Source organism: Devosia sp. (assembly GCF_036676215.1).
Taxonomy (GTDB): Bacteria; Pseudomonadota; Alphaproteobacteria; order Rhizobiales; family Devosiaceae; genus Devosia.
Genome location: NZ_JAKFDJ010000075.1, coordinates 1 through 14,068, shown reverse-complemented (window position 1 = coordinate 14,068; position 14,068 = coordinate 1). Strand labels below are relative to the sequence as shown.

General features: G+C 63.3%; 18 protein-coding genes and 1 pseudogene. 9 read left to right on the top strand and 10 right to left on the bottom strand.

Annotation, left to right across the window (positions count from 1 at the left end; all coding sequences use genetic code 11):
- Nucleotides 1-107: 107 nt before the first annotated feature.
- Both V6M52_RS07900 and V6M52_RS07895 read right to left on the bottom strand, forming a co-directional pair.
- Nucleotides 108-1,115: a S1 family peptidase gene (locus V6M52_RS07900; protein ID WP_332700634.1), complete on the bottom strand. Its 1,008-nt coding sequence runs from the start codon at nt 1,113-1,115 to the stop codon at nt 108-110.
- Between the two features lie 83 nt (nt 1,116-1,198).
- Nucleotides 1,199-1,596 (bottom strand): annotated as a pseudogene (locus V6M52_RS07895) (hypothetical protein).
- 178 nt (nt 1,597-1,774) lie between these two features.
- Here V6M52_RS07895 and V6M52_RS07890 point away from each other — a divergent pair.
- Nucleotides 1,775-2,632 carry a DMT family transporter gene (locus tag V6M52_RS07890; protein ID WP_332700693.1) on the top strand — a complete coding sequence of 286 codons (858 nt, stop codon included), beginning with the start codon at nt 1,775-1,777 and terminating at the stop codon, nt 2,630-2,632.
- A gap of 13 nt (nt 2,633-2,645) precedes the next feature.
- On the opposite strand, the gene V6M52_RS07885 is transcribed toward V6M52_RS07890, so the two are convergent.
- Nucleotides 2,646-3,641 (bottom strand): AraC family transcriptional regulator, encoded by a 996-nt coding sequence (locus V6M52_RS07885; protein WP_332688319.1) that lies wholly within the window; start codon nt 3,639-3,641, stop codon nt 2,646-2,648.
- 206 nt (nt 3,642-3,847) lie between these two features.
- On the opposite strand from V6M52_RS07885, the gene V6M52_RS07880 reads away from it, so the two are divergent.
- Both V6M52_RS07880 and V6M52_RS07875 read left to right on the top strand, forming a co-directional pair.
- On the top strand, nt 3,848-5,224 hold the full coding sequence (locus tag V6M52_RS07880) for an FAD-binding oxidoreductase (RefSeq protein WP_332700632.1): 1,377 nt from the start codon (nt 3,848-3,850) through the stop codon (nt 5,222-5,224).
- 162 nt (nt 5,225-5,386) lie between these two features.
- Nucleotides 5,387-5,713, top strand: a complete 327-nt coding sequence (locus V6M52_RS07875) for a GYD domain-containing protein (protein WP_332688315.1) — start codon at nt 5,387-5,389, stop codon at nt 5,711-5,713.
- Nucleotides 5,714-5,725: 12 nt separating this feature from the next.
- Here the strand turns inward: V6M52_RS07875 and V6M52_RS07870 are convergent, their stop codons facing one another.
- Nucleotides 5,726-6,457 carry a hypothetical protein gene (locus V6M52_RS07870; RefSeq protein ID WP_332700631.1) on the bottom strand — a complete coding sequence of 244 codons (732 nt, stop codon included), beginning with the start codon at nt 6,455-6,457 and terminating at the stop codon, nt 5,726-5,728.
- The gene (locus V6M52_RS07865) at nt 6,454-7,383 is read right to left on the bottom strand and encodes an aminotransferase class IV (protein ID WP_332700630.1); all 930 of its coding nucleotides are present in this window, start codon (nt 7,381-7,383) and stop codon (nt 6,454-6,456) included. Before V6M52_RS07865 ends, V6M52_RS07870 begins: the two co-directional genes overlap by 4 nt.
- A 158-nt stretch (nt 7,384-7,541) precedes the next feature.
- Here V6M52_RS07865 and V6M52_RS07860 point away from each other — a divergent pair, with 158 nt between their 5' ends.
- From V6M52_RS07860 to V6M52_RS07850, 3 genes are all read left to right on the top strand, one after another.
- Nucleotides 7,542-7,940, top strand: a complete 399-nt coding sequence (locus V6M52_RS07860) for a YciI family protein (RefSeq protein WP_332700629.1) — start codon at nt 7,542-7,544, stop codon at nt 7,938-7,940.
- The gene (locus V6M52_RS07855) at nt 7,937-8,548 is read left to right on the top strand and encodes a glutathione S-transferase family protein (protein WP_332688308.1); all 612 of its coding nucleotides are present in this window, start codon (nt 7,937-7,939) and stop codon (nt 8,546-8,548) included. The genes V6M52_RS07860 and V6M52_RS07855 overlap by 4 nt, the downstream gene beginning before the upstream one ends.
- A gap of 63 nt (nt 8,549-8,611) precedes the next feature.
- Entirely contained in the window at nt 8,612-8,881 is a 270-nt protein-coding gene (locus tag V6M52_RS07850; RefSeq protein ID WP_332700628.1) for a DUF2277 domain-containing protein, read from the top strand.
- 1 nt (nt 8,882) lies between these two features.
- Here V6M52_RS07850 and clpS read toward each other — a convergent pair whose 3' ends face one another.
- Nucleotides 8,883-9,188, bottom strand: a complete 306-nt coding sequence (gene clpS, locus V6M52_RS07845; protein ID WP_332688304.1) for an ATP-dependent Clp protease adapter ClpS — start codon at nt 9,186-9,188, stop codon at nt 8,883-8,885.
- A gap of 93 nt (nt 9,189-9,281) precedes the next feature.
- On the opposite strand from clpS, the gene V6M52_RS07840 reads away from it, so the two are divergent.
- Nucleotides 9,282-9,455, top strand: coding sequence for a DUF1328 family protein (locus V6M52_RS07840; RefSeq protein ID WP_332688302.1), 174 nt, complete (start codon nt 9,282-9,284; stop codon nt 9,453-9,455).
- Nucleotides 9,456-9,489: 34 nt separating this feature from the next.
- Nucleotides 9,490-10,326 (top strand): aldo/keto reductase, encoded by an 837-nt coding sequence (locus V6M52_RS07835; protein WP_332700627.1) that lies wholly within the window; start codon nt 9,490-9,492, stop codon nt 10,324-10,326.
- Here the strand turns inward: V6M52_RS07835 and V6M52_RS07830 are convergent, their stop codons facing one another.
- The 4 genes from V6M52_RS07830 to V6M52_RS07815 all read right to left on the bottom strand — a co-directional run bounded on the left by V6M52_RS07830 (nt 10,327) and on the right by V6M52_RS07815 (nt 13,666).
- The gene (locus V6M52_RS07830) at nt 10,327-10,794 is read right to left on the bottom strand and encodes a GNAT family N-acetyltransferase (RefSeq protein ID WP_332700626.1); all 468 of its coding nucleotides are present in this window, start codon (nt 10,792-10,794) and stop codon (nt 10,327-10,329) included.
- Nucleotides 10,795-10,850: 56 nt separating this feature from the next.
- The gene (locus V6M52_RS07825; RefSeq protein ID WP_332700625.1) at nt 10,851-12,380 is read right to left on the bottom strand and encodes a permease; all 1,530 of its coding nucleotides are present in this window, start codon (nt 12,378-12,380) and stop codon (nt 10,851-10,853) included.
- Entirely contained in the window at nt 12,377-13,111 is a 735-nt protein-coding gene (locus tag V6M52_RS07820; protein WP_332700624.1) for an ABC transporter ATP-binding protein, read from the bottom strand. The genes V6M52_RS07825 and V6M52_RS07820 overlap by 4 nt, the downstream gene beginning before the upstream one ends.
- Before the next feature lie 123 nt (nt 13,112-13,234).
- The gene (locus V6M52_RS07815) at nt 13,235-13,666 is read right to left on the bottom strand and encodes an organic hydroperoxide resistance protein (RefSeq protein ID WP_332688293.1); all 432 of its coding nucleotides are present in this window, start codon (nt 13,664-13,666) and stop codon (nt 13,235-13,237) included.
- A gap of 105 nt (nt 13,667-13,771) precedes the next feature.
- Here V6M52_RS07815 and V6M52_RS07810 point away from each other — a divergent pair.
- Nucleotides 13,772-14,068 (top strand): MarR family winged helix-turn-helix transcriptional regulator (locus V6M52_RS07810; protein WP_332700623.1); only part of this gene is annotated, 297 nt, incomplete at its 3' end.

Genomic DNA, 14,068 nt, shown 5'->3' with positions numbered 1-14,068 from the left:
AGATCCAGACATGGTGGTTAGGTGGGCTGTCTAGCGGAAGAGTCGGCGGAAGGGAAGGGTGGATGCGCGTCCAAATATCTTGACGCTGCTCGCCATGGGGTCTGTGGCTAGGTCAGCATCGGCAGCACAAAGTCCATAATGGACGCGGCGGGTATTGCTGCGTTCGCGACACTCTTGCCGCCTTGGTGCTCCGTTTCAAAGGAGTTGACCACCATACCAACGCATAATCCCGCCTCATCGAGTACTGGGCCGCCGCTGTTCCCCGGCGCGACTAGGTTCGAGATGATTAGTTTGCGCTCACCGTGATAGCTGTTCACCACGGCGTTGATTTCCCCGCTATGGGCCAGAAGGTATGGTCCGTCGGTTGTCGCGATACGAGGATATCCCAGAGTGACGGTTCTTGCGAGTACGGTGGGCTGACCGAGGGGCCAAATTGGCACGCAGGACTCCGGGGCCTCAACTGGTATCGCCGCTATATCCAGGGAAGGATGGATGGACCAGTTCTCTGATTTGGGGTGAAAAGCGGTGTCGCCAGCAACACCGATACTGATGACTTCGATTCCGTCTCGCGGGTCTACATTGTGTGCGGCCGTCACAATCGCCAGCCTTTGCCTGCTGCCGGGATTCCCAACCAAAAAACCTGTGCCAGTCAGAATGTCCCCGCGCTTCTGGACGATGATGGGAGGCGTACTACGCCTATACTTTTCGGCGATGTACCCTTGTCCGAGCAGAACGTTGTCGACCAACCCAAGAGACAGATAGAGCCTAATGCGGTTTTCTTCCCATCGGAATGGGGTCGCCATATTGCTTCCTAGGAGTCCATTGTCGGACACCATAAGCCAGTCGCAAAGCCTGCGCAGCAAGTGAGACAAGAGTTGGACATTTGTTCCCCCGATTTTGCCAGCCTCCATGACCAACATTGTAAAATCCAATCCTGAAAACATACCAATGCTTAGGATGGATTTTCTTCTTTCGTACTCGGAGATATTTGAGGAATTTTCGCCCAGAAATTTTTCGTATGTAGTTTTGTTGGATACTATGTTCAATAAATCCAAGAGGGCAGCGATTTCCTTTGGTTGTTCGGCGATAATAATACTTTGTATGTTGCCCAGCATTTTTTCCCCGATCTTCTCTTTTGTATTTCGCTAATGCCTAAAATTTTTATGCATCAGGCGCCGTCGTGCCGAGCCTGCACAGACTAGCGGTGAAGACGGCTCCCGTGCCGCATCCTCTCATAAAACGGCTGCGCCTGTTCGGCTATCGTTTGCAGGTGCCCCGGCAGTGTCGGCGCTGTTTCCTCCGGCGGAGCAAATCCCGTCGTGGCGAAGATGGCGCCATACCAGTGTGGCGCCCAGACTCCATCGTCAGGGTGCTGGCCTGCAGCCAGCTCAGCATGGCCTCGGCAAAGGGCAGGTCGATGGCGGCGCAGAGGGAAGTGAGCGCCTCGCGCGGATCGCGGCGCACATCCTCGGCCTCAATCACCGGCGGGGGGTGGCCCAGCCGGTCGGCGACGCGGTCGAGCAGGTCGGCCTGCTCGGCAAAGCCGATATCGCGCAGCGTCACGTCTTCGCTCTTCTGGGCATAGGAGGCGAGCACGCGTTCGGGGCGGCGCAGCAGGAGGACATTAGTGACGCCATCCGCACAGCCAGGCGAAGCGTACCGGCAGGCGCCCGCAGGCTGCGTTCTTGCTTGGCTCGCAGCCGGCGCATGGAGGAGCTATGCTCAAGGTATGAACCAGCAGGGGATTTGAACGTTGAGGGTCGCAGTGCCTGCAATGGTTGCCATGGTCGCGTTTGCGGCCAATTCGGTGCTCGCGCGGCTGGCGCTTGGCGCGGACGATATGAGCGCCATGGGCTATACGGGCGTGCGTCTTCTGTCGGGAGCCCTGGTGCTCGCCGCGATTCTCTACGTGCGTGAGCGCAAGGCCGATCGCTCCTGGATGAAGCTCAACGGCAGCTGGCGGGGCGCCGCAGCCCTGCTTGGCTATGCCCTGGCCTTTTCGATCGCCTATGTCATGCTCGGCACCGCAACCGGCGCCCTCATCCTCTTCGCGAGTGTACAAATCGGCATGCTGGCCTGGGCCATCCTGCGGGGCGACAGGCCAGGCCTGGCGGAATGGCTTGGATTTGGCATTGCCTTTGCAGCGCTGGTGTTCCTCGTAGCGCCCGGACTGGTGGCGCCGCCGCTGCTCGGTACGGCGCTGATGGCTGGCGCGGGACTGTGCTGGGCGGCCTATTCGCTGATGGGCCAGGGCTCGCGAGCTCCCCTGGCCGATACGGCCGGGAACTTCATGCGGTGCTTGCCGATTGCCGTAGTGCTGGTGGTCGCGGGCGAGGTGACACACGCGAGTACTGCGACCGGACTGGTCTATGCCATCGTTTCGGGGGCTGTAGCGTCCGGCGTGGGTTATGCCATCTGGTACGCCGTGTTGCCGGGCCTGAGCCGGACCGGCGCCGCCTTTATCCAGCTGACCGTGCCGGCAATCGCCGCTGCCGGTGGCGTATTGTTCATCGGCGAACAACTCACTGGCCGGCTGCTGTTTTCCTCGGCGGGCATACTCGGCGGTGTCGCGCTGGCCCTGCTCGCTGGCAGCCGGCGCAAGGCCACGGCCAGGAGAGCCGGCTCAAACTGATATTTCGCCCGGATCAGGTATGCAGCACTGGGGCACCGGCCCCAGGCGAAGCCAGGCGTCCCTTTCGCCACGCCCCCGGCGGCAATCCGACGACCTTCTTGAAGGCGCGGTTGAACGCAGCTTCGGATTCATAACCAACTTCGGCGCCTGCCTGCGCAATGCTGACCGATGGATTCTCCAGCCGCCGGGCCGCCAGTTGCATGCGCCAGCGCGCCACATACTGCATGGGCGAGTCGCAGGTGTAGTGGGTGAAACGGTCGGTAAATACCGACCGCGACAGGCCGACGGCACGTGCCAGGCTTTCGAGCGTCCAGGTCTCCGCCGGCTGTCCGTGGATCAGGCGGAGGGCATGGCCAACCTGGGGGTCACGCAGGCCTGCCAGCCAGCCACGCGACTCAGCCGGCAGGGCATCGACATATTCGCGCAGGACCTCGACGAAGAGCAGTTCGGCGAGCTTGGCCAGCACGATTTCTCCGCCCGGGCGAAGGCTCTGCGTCTCGGAGACGGCATGGCGTACCAATTGGGCCAGCCAACCCTGACCGGCCGTGCCGCGCCCATGCAGCACCCGCGGCAACGACTTGATGAACGGATTGTAGGGGTGGATGTCGCAGCCGAGATAGCCACAGATGAAGCGGCAAGTGCCGGCGCCAGAGCCGTCATTGACGATATAGGGAAGCTGCCTGTCGACCGGGTTGTGATAGACCGCAAGGTCCGGCTTGGCGCGCATCCCCACCGTCGAGCAGAACACGTGCGCGTCGTCCATGGGGAACGCGACCATATCGCCAGCATGAAGGCGGAGCGGTTCGTCCGAACTCTCCGTCAGCTCGGCCCAGCACGATCCTTCGATGAGGGTATGGAAAAAGAAGACATATTGCGATGTTGGCATGACCGCCGCGGCAATCGCCGACGCCTTGGGTGCCTCGGCCACCCAGGGTTCGCGAAAGGTATTGTCGAAAAAGATCGCGCCAGTCAGCCGCACCGCCGCGAGCACGTCGGAGAGAACATCCATCTCTCGTCTCCGGTGGGAAAGGCGCCTCCTCCAGAGCGGCCCTTTCCAGCCGTTCAGATTACGCTCCAATGCGCCATGGGACAAGCTGCACGCCACTTCGAGGTGCAGGACGCCTGAGCAACAAAACCGGACGATCGATCATTTTCCGCTGCCTGGCACCGGCCTAGCATCCGCGCCAAGCAAACTGGCGGAGGAGGAAAAAGGCCATGAACACGGAAACGATAAACAGCTTTGCGGCGGGCCATCGCGGCGCGGTGCTCGCCGGAGGCGATCCCGAATATGAGGAAGCCCGCGGGCTCTACAATGGCATGATCGACAAGCACCCGCTGATGATTGCTCGGTGCTCCGATGTCGGCGATGTCATCGACGCGGTCAATTTTGGCCGCGAGAACAAACTCGCCATTGCGATCCGCGGCGGCGGTCACAACGGCCCCGGCTTCGGCAGCGTCGATGATGGTTTGGTGATCGACATGTCGACGATGACCGGCGTGCGCGTGAACCCGGCCAACAACACGGTCCGCGTCGGCCCGGGCTGCACCACCGGCGATGTCGACCACGCCACCCATGCCTTCGGCCGTGCCGTGCCCTTCGGCATCATTTCCACCACGGGTGTGGCCGGCCTGACGCTGAGCGGTGGCCATGGCTATCTCAGCCGGCAATACGGGCTGGCCATAGACAGCCTCATCGAGGCCGATGTCGTGCTGGCGGATGGCAGCTTCGTGACGGCCAGCGAAACGGAAAACGCCGACCTGCTCTGGGCGCTTCGGGGTGGTGGCGGCAATTTCGGGGTGGTGACCAGTTTCCTGTTCCGCACCCATCCAGCCAAGGACGTCTATGGCGGGCCGATCGTCTTCGACGTCTCCGACGCCGAAACTGTGATGCGCTGGTATCGCCAGTTCCAGGCCACTGCGCCCAACGATTTCTGCATCTGGCTGGGCCTGCAGACGGTCCCCAGCGGTGAGCCCTTCCCGCGGGAACACTGGGGCAAGCGGATGTGCATCCTGCTGGTCGCGCACAATGGCGAGGGCGCCAAGGCCGCTGTCGACGCCATTCGCAAGGACTTGCCGACCCCGCTCTTCGATTGGGCCGGACCGATGCCCTATCCTTCGCTGCAGAGCATGTTTGACGCGCTCTACCCCAAGGGGCTGCAATGGTACTGGAAGGGGGACTTCGTCAAATCCCTCCCGGACGCCGCCATCAAGGCCCACCTTGAACATGCGGCAAAGTTGCCGAGCGAGATTTCGGCGATGCACCTCTACCCGATTGACGGGGCGGTGCACGACAAGGCCAAGAGCGACACCGCGTGGAACTGCCGCGACGCCACATGGTCGATGGTGATCGTCGGCGTCGATACCGATCCGGCCAAGGCGCCGAGGCTGAAGCAGTGGGCGCGGGACTACTGGGCGGCGGTGCACCCGCATAATCTCGACGGTGCCTATCCGAACTTCATGATGGATGACGAGGGTGAAGGGCGGCTCCGTGCGACCTATGGCGACAATTATACAAAACTCGCTGCCCTCAAGGAAAAGTTCGACCCCCACAATCTATTCCGGGTGAATCAGAACGTTCGACCGGCCCACTAGTCCCACCGTCGCTGCTGGCCTGCGCCAACAGCGACCTATCGCCCAGCTGCCCTGGGGGCAACGGGGTCCAATGCACCACCGACGCCTGTCCGTACCGGGGCGCGAGATCGGTCAGGTTCAGACAGGCAGGTCTTCCAGGGTGGCAAGTGGAGGAACTTGACCATGACACTCTATCTGACGCGCTTCAGCTACACGCCTGAAACCTGGGCTCGACTGACACAGAACCCAGAAGATCGCCGCGACGCGGCGCGCAAGTACATCGAATCCGTTGGCGGGAAACTGCACGGCTTCTGGTACGCGTTCGGCGCGCATGACGGGTATACCCTGTGGGAAGCACCCGACAATGTCTCCATGGCCGCGGTCGCTATTGCGATTGGGGCCGGTGGTGCGTTGTCGAAATTGGAGACAACGCTGCTGCTCACAGTGGAGGAAACTCTGGACGCTTTGAGCCGGGCAAAAACAGTCGGCTACCGACCGCCGGGGGCGTAACCACCAAACGCCTCAGCTTTTATGCGCCGCCATCCGCTCGTAGAACGGGCGCGCCTGGTCGGCTATGGCCTGCAGATGGTCCGGCAGGGTCGTGGTCGTTTTCTCGGGTGGCGCGAAGCCGGTGCTGGCGAAGATCGCGCCATACCAGTGCGGCGCCCAGACGCCATCGTCAGGGTGCTGGCCCTGCCGCCAGCTCAGCATGGCATCGGTGAAGGGCAGGTCGATGGCGGCGCAGAGGGCCGTCAGCGCCCTGCGCGGATCGCGGCGCACATCCTCGGCCTCGATTACCGGCGGGGCGTGGCCGAGCCGGTCGGCAACGCGGTCGAACAGGTCTGCCTGCTCGGCAAAGCCGATATCGCGCAGCGTCACGTCCTCGCGCTTCTGGGCATAGGAGGCGAGCACGCGTTCGGGGCGGCGCAGCAGGAAGACATTGGTGACGCCATCCATCCAGTCGAGCGGAAAGCCCTCGATCATGTGGTGGGCCATGTGCTTCTGGTACCAGACCGCCTTGCCGCCCGGCACCGGGCCAAGCATGTCGGCGGCCACGCGCTGCGGGTCCTGCGGCTGGCTCGCCAATACCGCGTCATTCATCGGGTGGATGATGCCGGTCGCAGCCAGGTAGGCGGCGTAGAAGGGCTCGTCGCTGACGGCGCAATCGGGGCGCGAGGAGAATGCGCGCATCATGGCGGTCGAGAGATTGCGTGGCCCGGACCACATGGCGATGCGGTGGATGGGATCGGTCATGGGCGATAGGTCTCTCGTTCGATCAGCGCGCGATAGAGGTCCTGCAGAAGCAGCGTCATCTCGCCGGGGATCGGCCCCGGCCCGGTCAGCGGGTGGCCCATGCGGCGGCCGTCGACCTCGCGCACGGATGTCAGCCCAGCAAAGGTGCCGGTGACGAAGGCCTCGTCGGCGCCATAGACGTCGGTCAGCGAGAAGTTCTTCTGCCGCACGGTGATCCCCGCCGCCTCGGCGACCCGGATGATATTGCCGCGGGTGATGCCGCCCAGGCAGTAGTCGCCGGTCGAGGTCCAGAGTTCATCGCGCCGCACGATGAAGAAATGGGTGGAGTTGCAGGTGGCAACGAACCCTTGCGGATCGAGCATCAGCGCCTCGTCGGCGCCCGCCTTGGCTGCCTGGATGCAGGCCTGGATGCAGTTGAGCTTGGAATGGGAGTTGAGCTTCTGGTCCTGCATGTCCGGCGCGGTACGGCGGATGGTCGAGGTGAAGAGGCTGATGCCGTCGGGTTTGGGCGAGGGGGCCTTGTATTCGGGGATGATGACGATGGTGGCGTCCCCAATGGTGACGCGTGGGTCCTGATACGGGGTGGCCTTGATTCCCCGGGTCACCATCAGCCTGATGTGAACACCATCGGTCATGCCATTGGCGGCGAGGCAATCGAAGATGCGCTTGACCAGCGCCTCTGGGGTCAGCCCCACCGAGAAATCCAGCGCCTTGGCGCCTTCATACAACCGCTCCAGATGCGCCCAGAGGAAGGGTATTCCGCCTTGGTGCAGCCGCAACCCCTCCCACACCCCGTCGCCCAGCACGAAGCCGGAGTCGAACACCGAAACCACCGCCTGGGCGCGCGGCGCCAGCGTGTCGTTGACCGCGATCAGGATCTCCGCATTGCGCGGGTCATCCACATAGGCATGCACGCCGTAAGCCATTCCAGCACCATCACAAGTTCGCAGCCCAGTGTCGGCGTTCGCGGCGGCGCGGGCAAGTCGTCCGGCGCATTTGCGCGATGATGTCCAAAAAATTCTGCGCATCATGTCGATCTGACGGTCGCGCTGCCGACTAGCTGCATCATCTGGAGGATCATCGCATGAAATATCTCTGCATCGTTTATGCCGGCAGCGGCCCCAACACGCTCAGCGCGACCGAGCAGACCGCCATCAAGGATGGCTGCATCGAGCAGGATCACGCCCTGTTCCAGGCCGGCAAACTGGTGCTGGCGAGCCCGCTGCAGGGGCCAGAGGCGGCGGTCAGCCTGCACTATCGCAATGGCGTGGCCTCGCGCACCGACGGCCCTTATGCCGAAACCAAGGAATGGATTGCCGGCTTCATGGTGATCGAGGCAGCCGATATCGAGGAGGCCCTGGCCTTTGCCAGCGAGGGGCCGCTCGAAGGCCTGGTCGATCTTGAAATCCGACCGCTGCTCGAAGAGCAGCACAGCCGCACCGGCATGGACCGGTCCATCTTCTTCGAGCGGGGCCGCAAATGACCGGGCTGCAGCTCTACTATACGCACAACATCAATCCGCGCGTCGCCGTGGCGGTGGCGAGGCATCTCAGTTCGCCGGTCGAGTTCGCCCGCTACCAGCCCATGGGGGCCGACCGGGACGCGTTCCTGCCGCTCAATCCCAATTCACTGGCGCCGCTGTTGGTCGAGGACGGAACGCCACTCTGGGAGGCCGACGCCATTGCGCTCCGCCTCTCCCGCCTGGCCGGCGGCGATTTCTGGCCGGACGAACACGCTGTCGAGATGATGAAATGGGTAAGCTGGAGCGCCCACCACTTCACCGTCGCGGGCGCAGGCCTGGTCTGGCACAACTTCACTGCGGTGTCGTGGATGGGTCCTCCGGACCCGGCTGTGGTCGCCGGCGTTGCCGAAGACTTCCATCGCTTTGCCGCCATTCTCGACGCCACGCTGGGCGGGCGCGAATGGCTGGTGGGCAACTGCCTGACCTATGCAGACTTCCGCGTGGCCTCGGCGCTGCCCTTTGCCGAGCGGGGGCGGATACCGGTGGACGACTATCGCAATATCCTGGCCTGGCACGACCGGCTCAATGAGATCGACGCCTGGCGCGAGCCCTTTGCGGGGCTCGATTGATCGGGAGGTGGCGGGAAACCGGCATGCTGGTGTAGCGTTTCCTTACGAAAGAGGAGTCGAGCCATGTGCCGCAACATCAAGCCATTGTTCAATTTCGAGCCGCCCGCCACGCGCAACGAGATGCATGACGCGGCCCTGCAGTTTGTGCGCAAGATTTCCGGCTACAGCGCGCCGTCCAAGGCCAACGAGGCCGCGTTCCACGAAGCGGTGGAAGACATCGAAAAGGTCGTACGCAAGCTGCTCAAGTCAATGGAGACCAACGCGCCGCCCAAGGATCGCGAAGTCGAGGCGGCCAAGGCCAAGGAACGCTCCAGGCTCCGCTTCGGCACCTGAGCTATTCTTCCGGCTCGGTGCTGAACAGCAGCGGGTAGCCATGGTCGCGGGCGAAGTCGGTCGCCCGCTTCGCCTTCTCCTCGGCAATTTCCTTGGTGAAGACGGCCACCACGCAGGCACCCTTGGTGTGCGCGGTCAGCATGATGGCATTGGCCTGCGCCTCGGGCACGCGAAACTCGGCCTTGAGCAGGCGCACCACGAATTCGCGCGGGGTGAAATCGTCGTTGAGCAGGATGACCTTGTGCAGCGGCGGGCGTGCCGGCTTTAATACGGTCTCGGTGCGGCGCTTGGTATTGGTATCGGCCATGCTTGCCCCCAATTCCACTGTGGCATTGCGCTGGCGGAACGGGCCTCCCCGCCATGCGTTAGGCAAGCAAACCCTCCCAATCCAGGTCAAGTCATGCTGCAATTACTCATCATACTCGTGATCGTCGCCGTTGTCGCCGGGGCGCTCGGCTTTACCGGTCTTGCGGCGGGAGCCGCCACGCTGGCCAAGATCATCTTTGCGATCATGCTCATCGGCATCGCACTGCTGCTGATCCTCGCCTTCATGGGCATTGCCATACTGATCTAGCGCCGCCGCCGTTAGCCACCTATCGGAGATCGAAATGGCCAATATTCCAGGCATTCCCCTCAATGATGGCAAGACCATTCCCCAGCTCGGCTTCGGTGTCTGGGACGTGCCGAATGACACCGTGGCCAGGACGGTCGTTACAGCCGTTGAAGCCGGCTATCGCTTGATCGACACGGCACAGGGGTATGGCAATGAGGATGGTGTCGGGCGGGGTATGGTCGATTGTGGTCTGCCGCGCGAGGAGCTGTTCATCACGTCCAAGTTGCGCACCAGGGACCAGGGCTATGACGCAACGCTCCAGTCCTTCATGGGCTCACTGGACCGGATGGGGCTCGATTATCTCGATCTCTTCCTCATTCACTGGCCGGTGCCCAGGCATGACCGGTATTCCGATACCTGGAAGGCTTTCGTCCAGTTGCAACGCGATGGCCGTATCCGCTCCATCGGCGTATCCAATTTCCTGGAGGCGCATCTGGAGCGGATCATCGGCGACAGCGGGGTGGTCCCGGCGGTCAACCAGATCGAGCTCCATCCCGAATTCCAGCAACGCGACGTGCGCAACTTCCACAAGCAGCACAATATCGCCATCGAGTGCTACAGCCCCTTGGGGCGCGGCCAGGTGCTGGGCAATGACATCATCGAAAAGATCGCGGCCAGGCATGACACGACACCCGCCCAGGTCATTATCCGCTGGCATGTGCAGCAGGGGCTGATCGCCATCCCCAAGTCGGTGCGTGCCGAACGGATCAAGGCCAATATCGACGTGTTCGGTTTTGCCTTGGATGAGGACGACATGTCCGGCATCGCCACGCTCGACAAGCCTGATGGCAAGATGGTTGGCGATCCCGCGACCAATAACAGCCTCTGGTAGCTAGAGCCGAAGCTTGAAGCCTTCGTGGGTCTTGGCGAAACCGAGCTTTTCATAGAAGCGGTGTGCATCTACGCGGAGCTTGTTGGAGGTCAGCTGCACCAGCCCGCAGCCGGCCTCCCGGCACTGCTCGACCGCCCACAACACCATCTGGCTGCCTAAGCCGCTACCGCGCTGGTCGGCGCGAATGTGCACATTTTCCAGCAGGCCACGCTTCATGCCGAAATTGGGCATGCCGGGAATGAAGCTGATCTGCAGCGTCCCGACCACCTCGTCGCCCTTTTCGGCAACGACCAGACGGTGCTTGGCGTCGGCGGTGATCTCGTCGAAGGCGGCGCGATAGCGCGGGTCGTCCAGCGATGCCGGATCGAGCGGCGGCGTATCCTTGCCACGGGCATCGCCGGCATGGCTCAACCGGAGCATGGTGGGAATGTCAGCCGGCGTGGCGTCGCGGAAGGTCAATTCGGCCATTTCAATCTCGCAAAGGATTGGTGATATGGATTTCGTGCAATTGCCCAGGCCTGGTGTCAACGTTTAGGGCTGATCAGCTTTGCCAGCCCGACGACAAACAGCGCCATGACCGCCGGCGCCAGGGCAAGCCAGGATTCGGCCGCCAGCAGGGCGCCGGTGCCGGCCCACATGATCGAGGCAAAGGCCTCGCACAGCGTGGCGGCACGGGAGGCGACCTGGCGACGGCGGAACATCGATCGCTTGGCGACCACGCGGAACCACAACTGTATTGCCGTGGCCGACCCGGCCGAAAGCGCGGCGCAGCCGGCTGTAATCAATGCCATGCGGGGCGAGGAGAGCGCCATCAGCGCCAGCAGTGGCGCCAGCACGATGGTGATGACGATCAGCACGGCCTCGATCTTGGCGACGAGCACCGTGCGGGGCGAAACCGGGGCGGTGACCACCAGGTCATGAGCGTCCTCGCCCGATATGGCGAGCCAGGCGAGGCCTCCCGCCAGTTGCCCCGCGGCCATCACCAATACCGGCACGACCACGACGAAGGCGCCGCCACTGTCGCCGAAATTCATCCACAGCAGCAAAGCCGGGGGCACGAGATAGAGGATCTGCATCAGCGTCTGCGACAGCAGCCAAGGATCGCGCTGCAGCAGCCGCCATTCCTTGACCCGCAACACGTGCCGCTGCGAACCCGGACGGAATGCGCGCGTCGAGGGCCGGCGCTGGCTGCGGATGTGGTTCAGACCTGCGGCGGAAATGGCATGGTGGCCATAGCTGGAGGCGGTCACCGCAATGGTGATGGCGAGCGCACCGAGGCCAATGCTCAGCACGATGGCCGAGGCGCCGAGGTCACCCATGGCGGCGCGAGCGGGCAGCCATAGCAGGCTCCGCAGGTCCGGCGCTGCCGCGACGAGGTCGGCGGACTGGAACAGCGCAAAGCGGGACATGTTGCCGTAGTAGAGGATAGCCGCCGCCTGGATGCCGATGACGAAGCCGGCGCCGACGATGCCGGCGACAATCTGCGCGACCAGCCTGGTCTGCCTGGGCCCGACGACGCGGAACAGCGCCATGGTGATGGCCACGGCAATGGCCGTCGACAGCGCGCCCAGGGCGATCACCACGCCATAGGCCGCCAGCCAGTGCGGCCCATCGAGCATGGCCAGCATGTTGATCAGCGGGCTGGCAAGCAGGCCCGTCAACACGATGGTGGACAGTGCCACCGACGCGGTGCGTACGGCAAACAGCCGTTGCGACGAGGCTGGTGAAGACAGGATCAGGTCGAGGTCGGCGCGGGCATAGTAGACGCGGGTCACCGATTCCAGCGCCTGTGACAGCATCACGGTCCAGAACAGCAGGCCGCTGCCGCTCAGCAGCACCAGCGTCGGCTTGTCGGGCACGATGCCACGCGCCACCCAGGGCACGACCAGGCCATAGGCCATCAGGTGCAGCAGCAGCACCACCACGCCGAGAAAGATCGAAACGCCAATGCCGCGCGCCCGCCGACCACCGGTCATCATGGCGACCCATTCGCGCCAGGCGAGGTTGAGCTCGTGGCGGGCGAACCAGGTCAGCGAGCCGGGCGCTGCGCTCATGCGGCTTCCGCCACCAGGTCGAGAAAGATGTCTTCGAGGCTCGATTCCCGCCCGATGCGGGTACGCAGCTCCGCCAGTGTGCCCTCGGCGATCAGCCGGCCCTGGCTGATGACGCCGATGCGTTCGGCCATGCGTTCGGCGACTTCGAGGATATGGGTGGTCATGATGACGGTAACGCCGTCGCGCACCTTGCCGAGCAGCACGTCTTTGACCTGGCGGGCCGAGCCGGCGTCAAGCCCGGTCAGCGGTTCGTCGAGGATGATGAGCCTGGGCTCATGCACCAGCGCGCCTGCGAGAGCCACCTTCTGCAACATGCCCTTGGAGAAGCTGCCGCAGAGCTCGTTGGCATGCGGCCGCAGGCCCAGCCAGTCGATGAGTTCATTGGCCTTGGCCTCGGCGGCATGGGCATCGATCTGCCAGAGCCCGGCGACAAATTCGAGATATTCAAGTGGCGTCAGCCGGTCATAGACCATGGGCTCGTCCGACACCCAGGCGACAATGCGCTTGGCGGCGACCGGGTCGCGCCTGGCGTCGATGCCGAAGATTGAAATGTCGCCGCCGTCGGGCTGCAGCAGCCCGGCCACCATGCGCAATATGGTCGTCTTGCCGGCCCCATTTGGGCCAAGCAAGGCATAGAACTCGCCCGCGCGGATGGTGAGGTCGAGATCGGCGATCACCGGGCGATCAAAGCTCTTGCTCAGGTGGGAGATGGAGAGGGCAGGGACGGTCATGGCGGCGCTCCGGCAGGATAGCGGCGCGAGCCTAAGCCGGATGCCTTTCCCGGGCATGAATCTGCAGCGTTAAGATTTTGGCGAGTGTGGCAACGGGCGCCGCTGGGGCGCCCGTTTGCCGGATCAGGCGACGATCAGCTTGACGTCGACATTGCCGCGCGTGGCGTTGGAATAGGGGCAGATCTGATGGGCCTTTTCGACCAGCGCTTCGGCGGCGGCACGGGCCATGCCCGGAATGGTCACCTTCAGTTCGGCGGCGATGTTGTAGCCGGTACCTCTGGCGTTCTCGCCGAAGGAGACGGCGGCGTCGATGGTGGTCTCGTCGGGAACCTTGATCTTGTCGCCGCGGGCGACGGCCTTGATGGCGCCGAGGAAGCAGGCCGAGTAGCCAGCCGCAAAGAGCTGTTCCGGATTGGTGCCGGCGCCGCCATTGCCGCCCATTTCCTTGGGCGTGTCGAGCGTTACCGACAGGCGCCCGTCATCGGTCGCGCTGGTGCCGGTGCGGCCGCCGGTGGTGCGGGCATTGGTGGTGTAGACGGCGGACTTGATCGACATTGCAGGCTCCTCGGATTTCGTTGATGGCGATTGAATAGTGGACAATTAAATTGTGCGCAATGGAAAAATGCATGCTAGATTGCGAGAAATGTTTCCGGAGGTGTCATGGCGACCAAGGCTGATCCGCTCAGGCTCGATTCGATGCTGTGCTTTGCCGTTTATGCGGCCGGGCATGCCTTCACGCGGTTCTACAAACCCCGGCTCGACGCGCTTGGCATCACCTATCCCCAATATCTGGTCTTCATGGTGCTCTGGGAGGCCGACGGCATTACCGTCAAGACGCTGGGAGACCGGCTATTTCTCGATTCCGGCACGATCACCCCGCTGATCAAGCGGCTCGAGGCGCGGGGCCTGCTGCGCCGGCAGCGCGATGATGAGGACGAGCGGCAGGTCCGCATCTTT

Excerpts from the sequence above, each read along its gene's own strand:
- V6M52_RS07900 (WP_332700634.1), bottom strand. The coding sequence starts at position 1,115 with ATGCTGGGCAACATACAAAGTATTATTATCGCCGAACAACCAAAGGAA.
- V6M52_RS07890 (WP_332700693.1), top strand. The coding sequence starts at position 1,775 with ATGGTTGCCATGGTCGCGTTTGCGGCCAATTCGGTGCTCGCGCGGCTG.
- V6M52_RS07885 (WP_332688319.1), bottom strand. The coding sequence starts at position 3,641 with ATGGATGTTCTCTCCGACGTGCTCGCGGCGGTGCGGCTGACTGGCGCG.
- V6M52_RS07880 (WP_332700632.1), top strand. The coding sequence starts at position 3,848 with ATGAACACGGAAACGATAAACAGCTTTGCGGCGGGCCATCGCGGCGCG.
- V6M52_RS07875 (WP_332688315.1), top strand. The coding sequence starts at position 5,387 with ATGACACTCTATCTGACGCGCTTCAGCTACACGCCTGAAACCTGGGCT.
- V6M52_RS07870 (WP_332700631.1), bottom strand. The coding sequence starts at position 6,457 with ATGACCGATCCCATCCACCGCATCGCCATGTGGTCCGGGCCACGCAAT.
- V6M52_RS07865 (WP_332700630.1), bottom strand. The coding sequence starts at position 7,383 with ATGGCTTACGGCGTGCATGCCTATGTGGATGACCCGCGCAATGCGGAG.
- V6M52_RS07860 (WP_332700629.1), top strand. The coding sequence starts at position 7,542 with ATGAAATATCTCTGCATCGTTTATGCCGGCAGCGGCCCCAACACGCTC.
- V6M52_RS07855 (WP_332688308.1), top strand. The coding sequence starts at position 7,937 with ATGACCGGGCTGCAGCTCTACTATACGCACAACATCAATCCGCGCGTC.
- V6M52_RS07850 (WP_332700628.1), top strand. The coding sequence starts at position 8,612 with ATGTGCCGCAACATCAAGCCATTGTTCAATTTCGAGCCGCCCGCCACG.
- clpS (WP_332688304.1), bottom strand. The coding sequence starts at position 9,188 with ATGGCCGATACCAATACCAAGCGCCGCACCGAGACCGTATTAAAGCCG.
- V6M52_RS07840 (WP_332688302.1), top strand. The coding sequence starts at position 9,282 with ATGCTGCAATTACTCATCATACTCGTGATCGTCGCCGTTGTCGCCGGG.
- V6M52_RS07835 (WP_332700627.1), top strand. The coding sequence starts at position 9,490 with ATGGCCAATATTCCAGGCATTCCCCTCAATGATGGCAAGACCATTCCC.
- V6M52_RS07830 (WP_332700626.1), bottom strand. The coding sequence starts at position 10,794 with ATGGCCGAATTGACCTTCCGCGACGCCACGCCGGCTGACATTCCCACC.
- V6M52_RS07825 (WP_332700625.1), bottom strand. The coding sequence starts at position 12,380 with ATGAGCGCAGCGCCCGGCTCGCTGACCTGGTTCGCCCGCCACGAGCTC.
- V6M52_RS07820 (WP_332700624.1), bottom strand. The coding sequence starts at position 13,111 with ATGACCGTCCCTGCCCTCTCCATCTCCCACCTGAGCAAGAGCTTTGAT.
- V6M52_RS07815 (WP_332688293.1), bottom strand. The coding sequence starts at position 13,666 with ATGTCGATCAAGTCCGCCGTCTACACCACCAATGCCCGCACCACCGGC.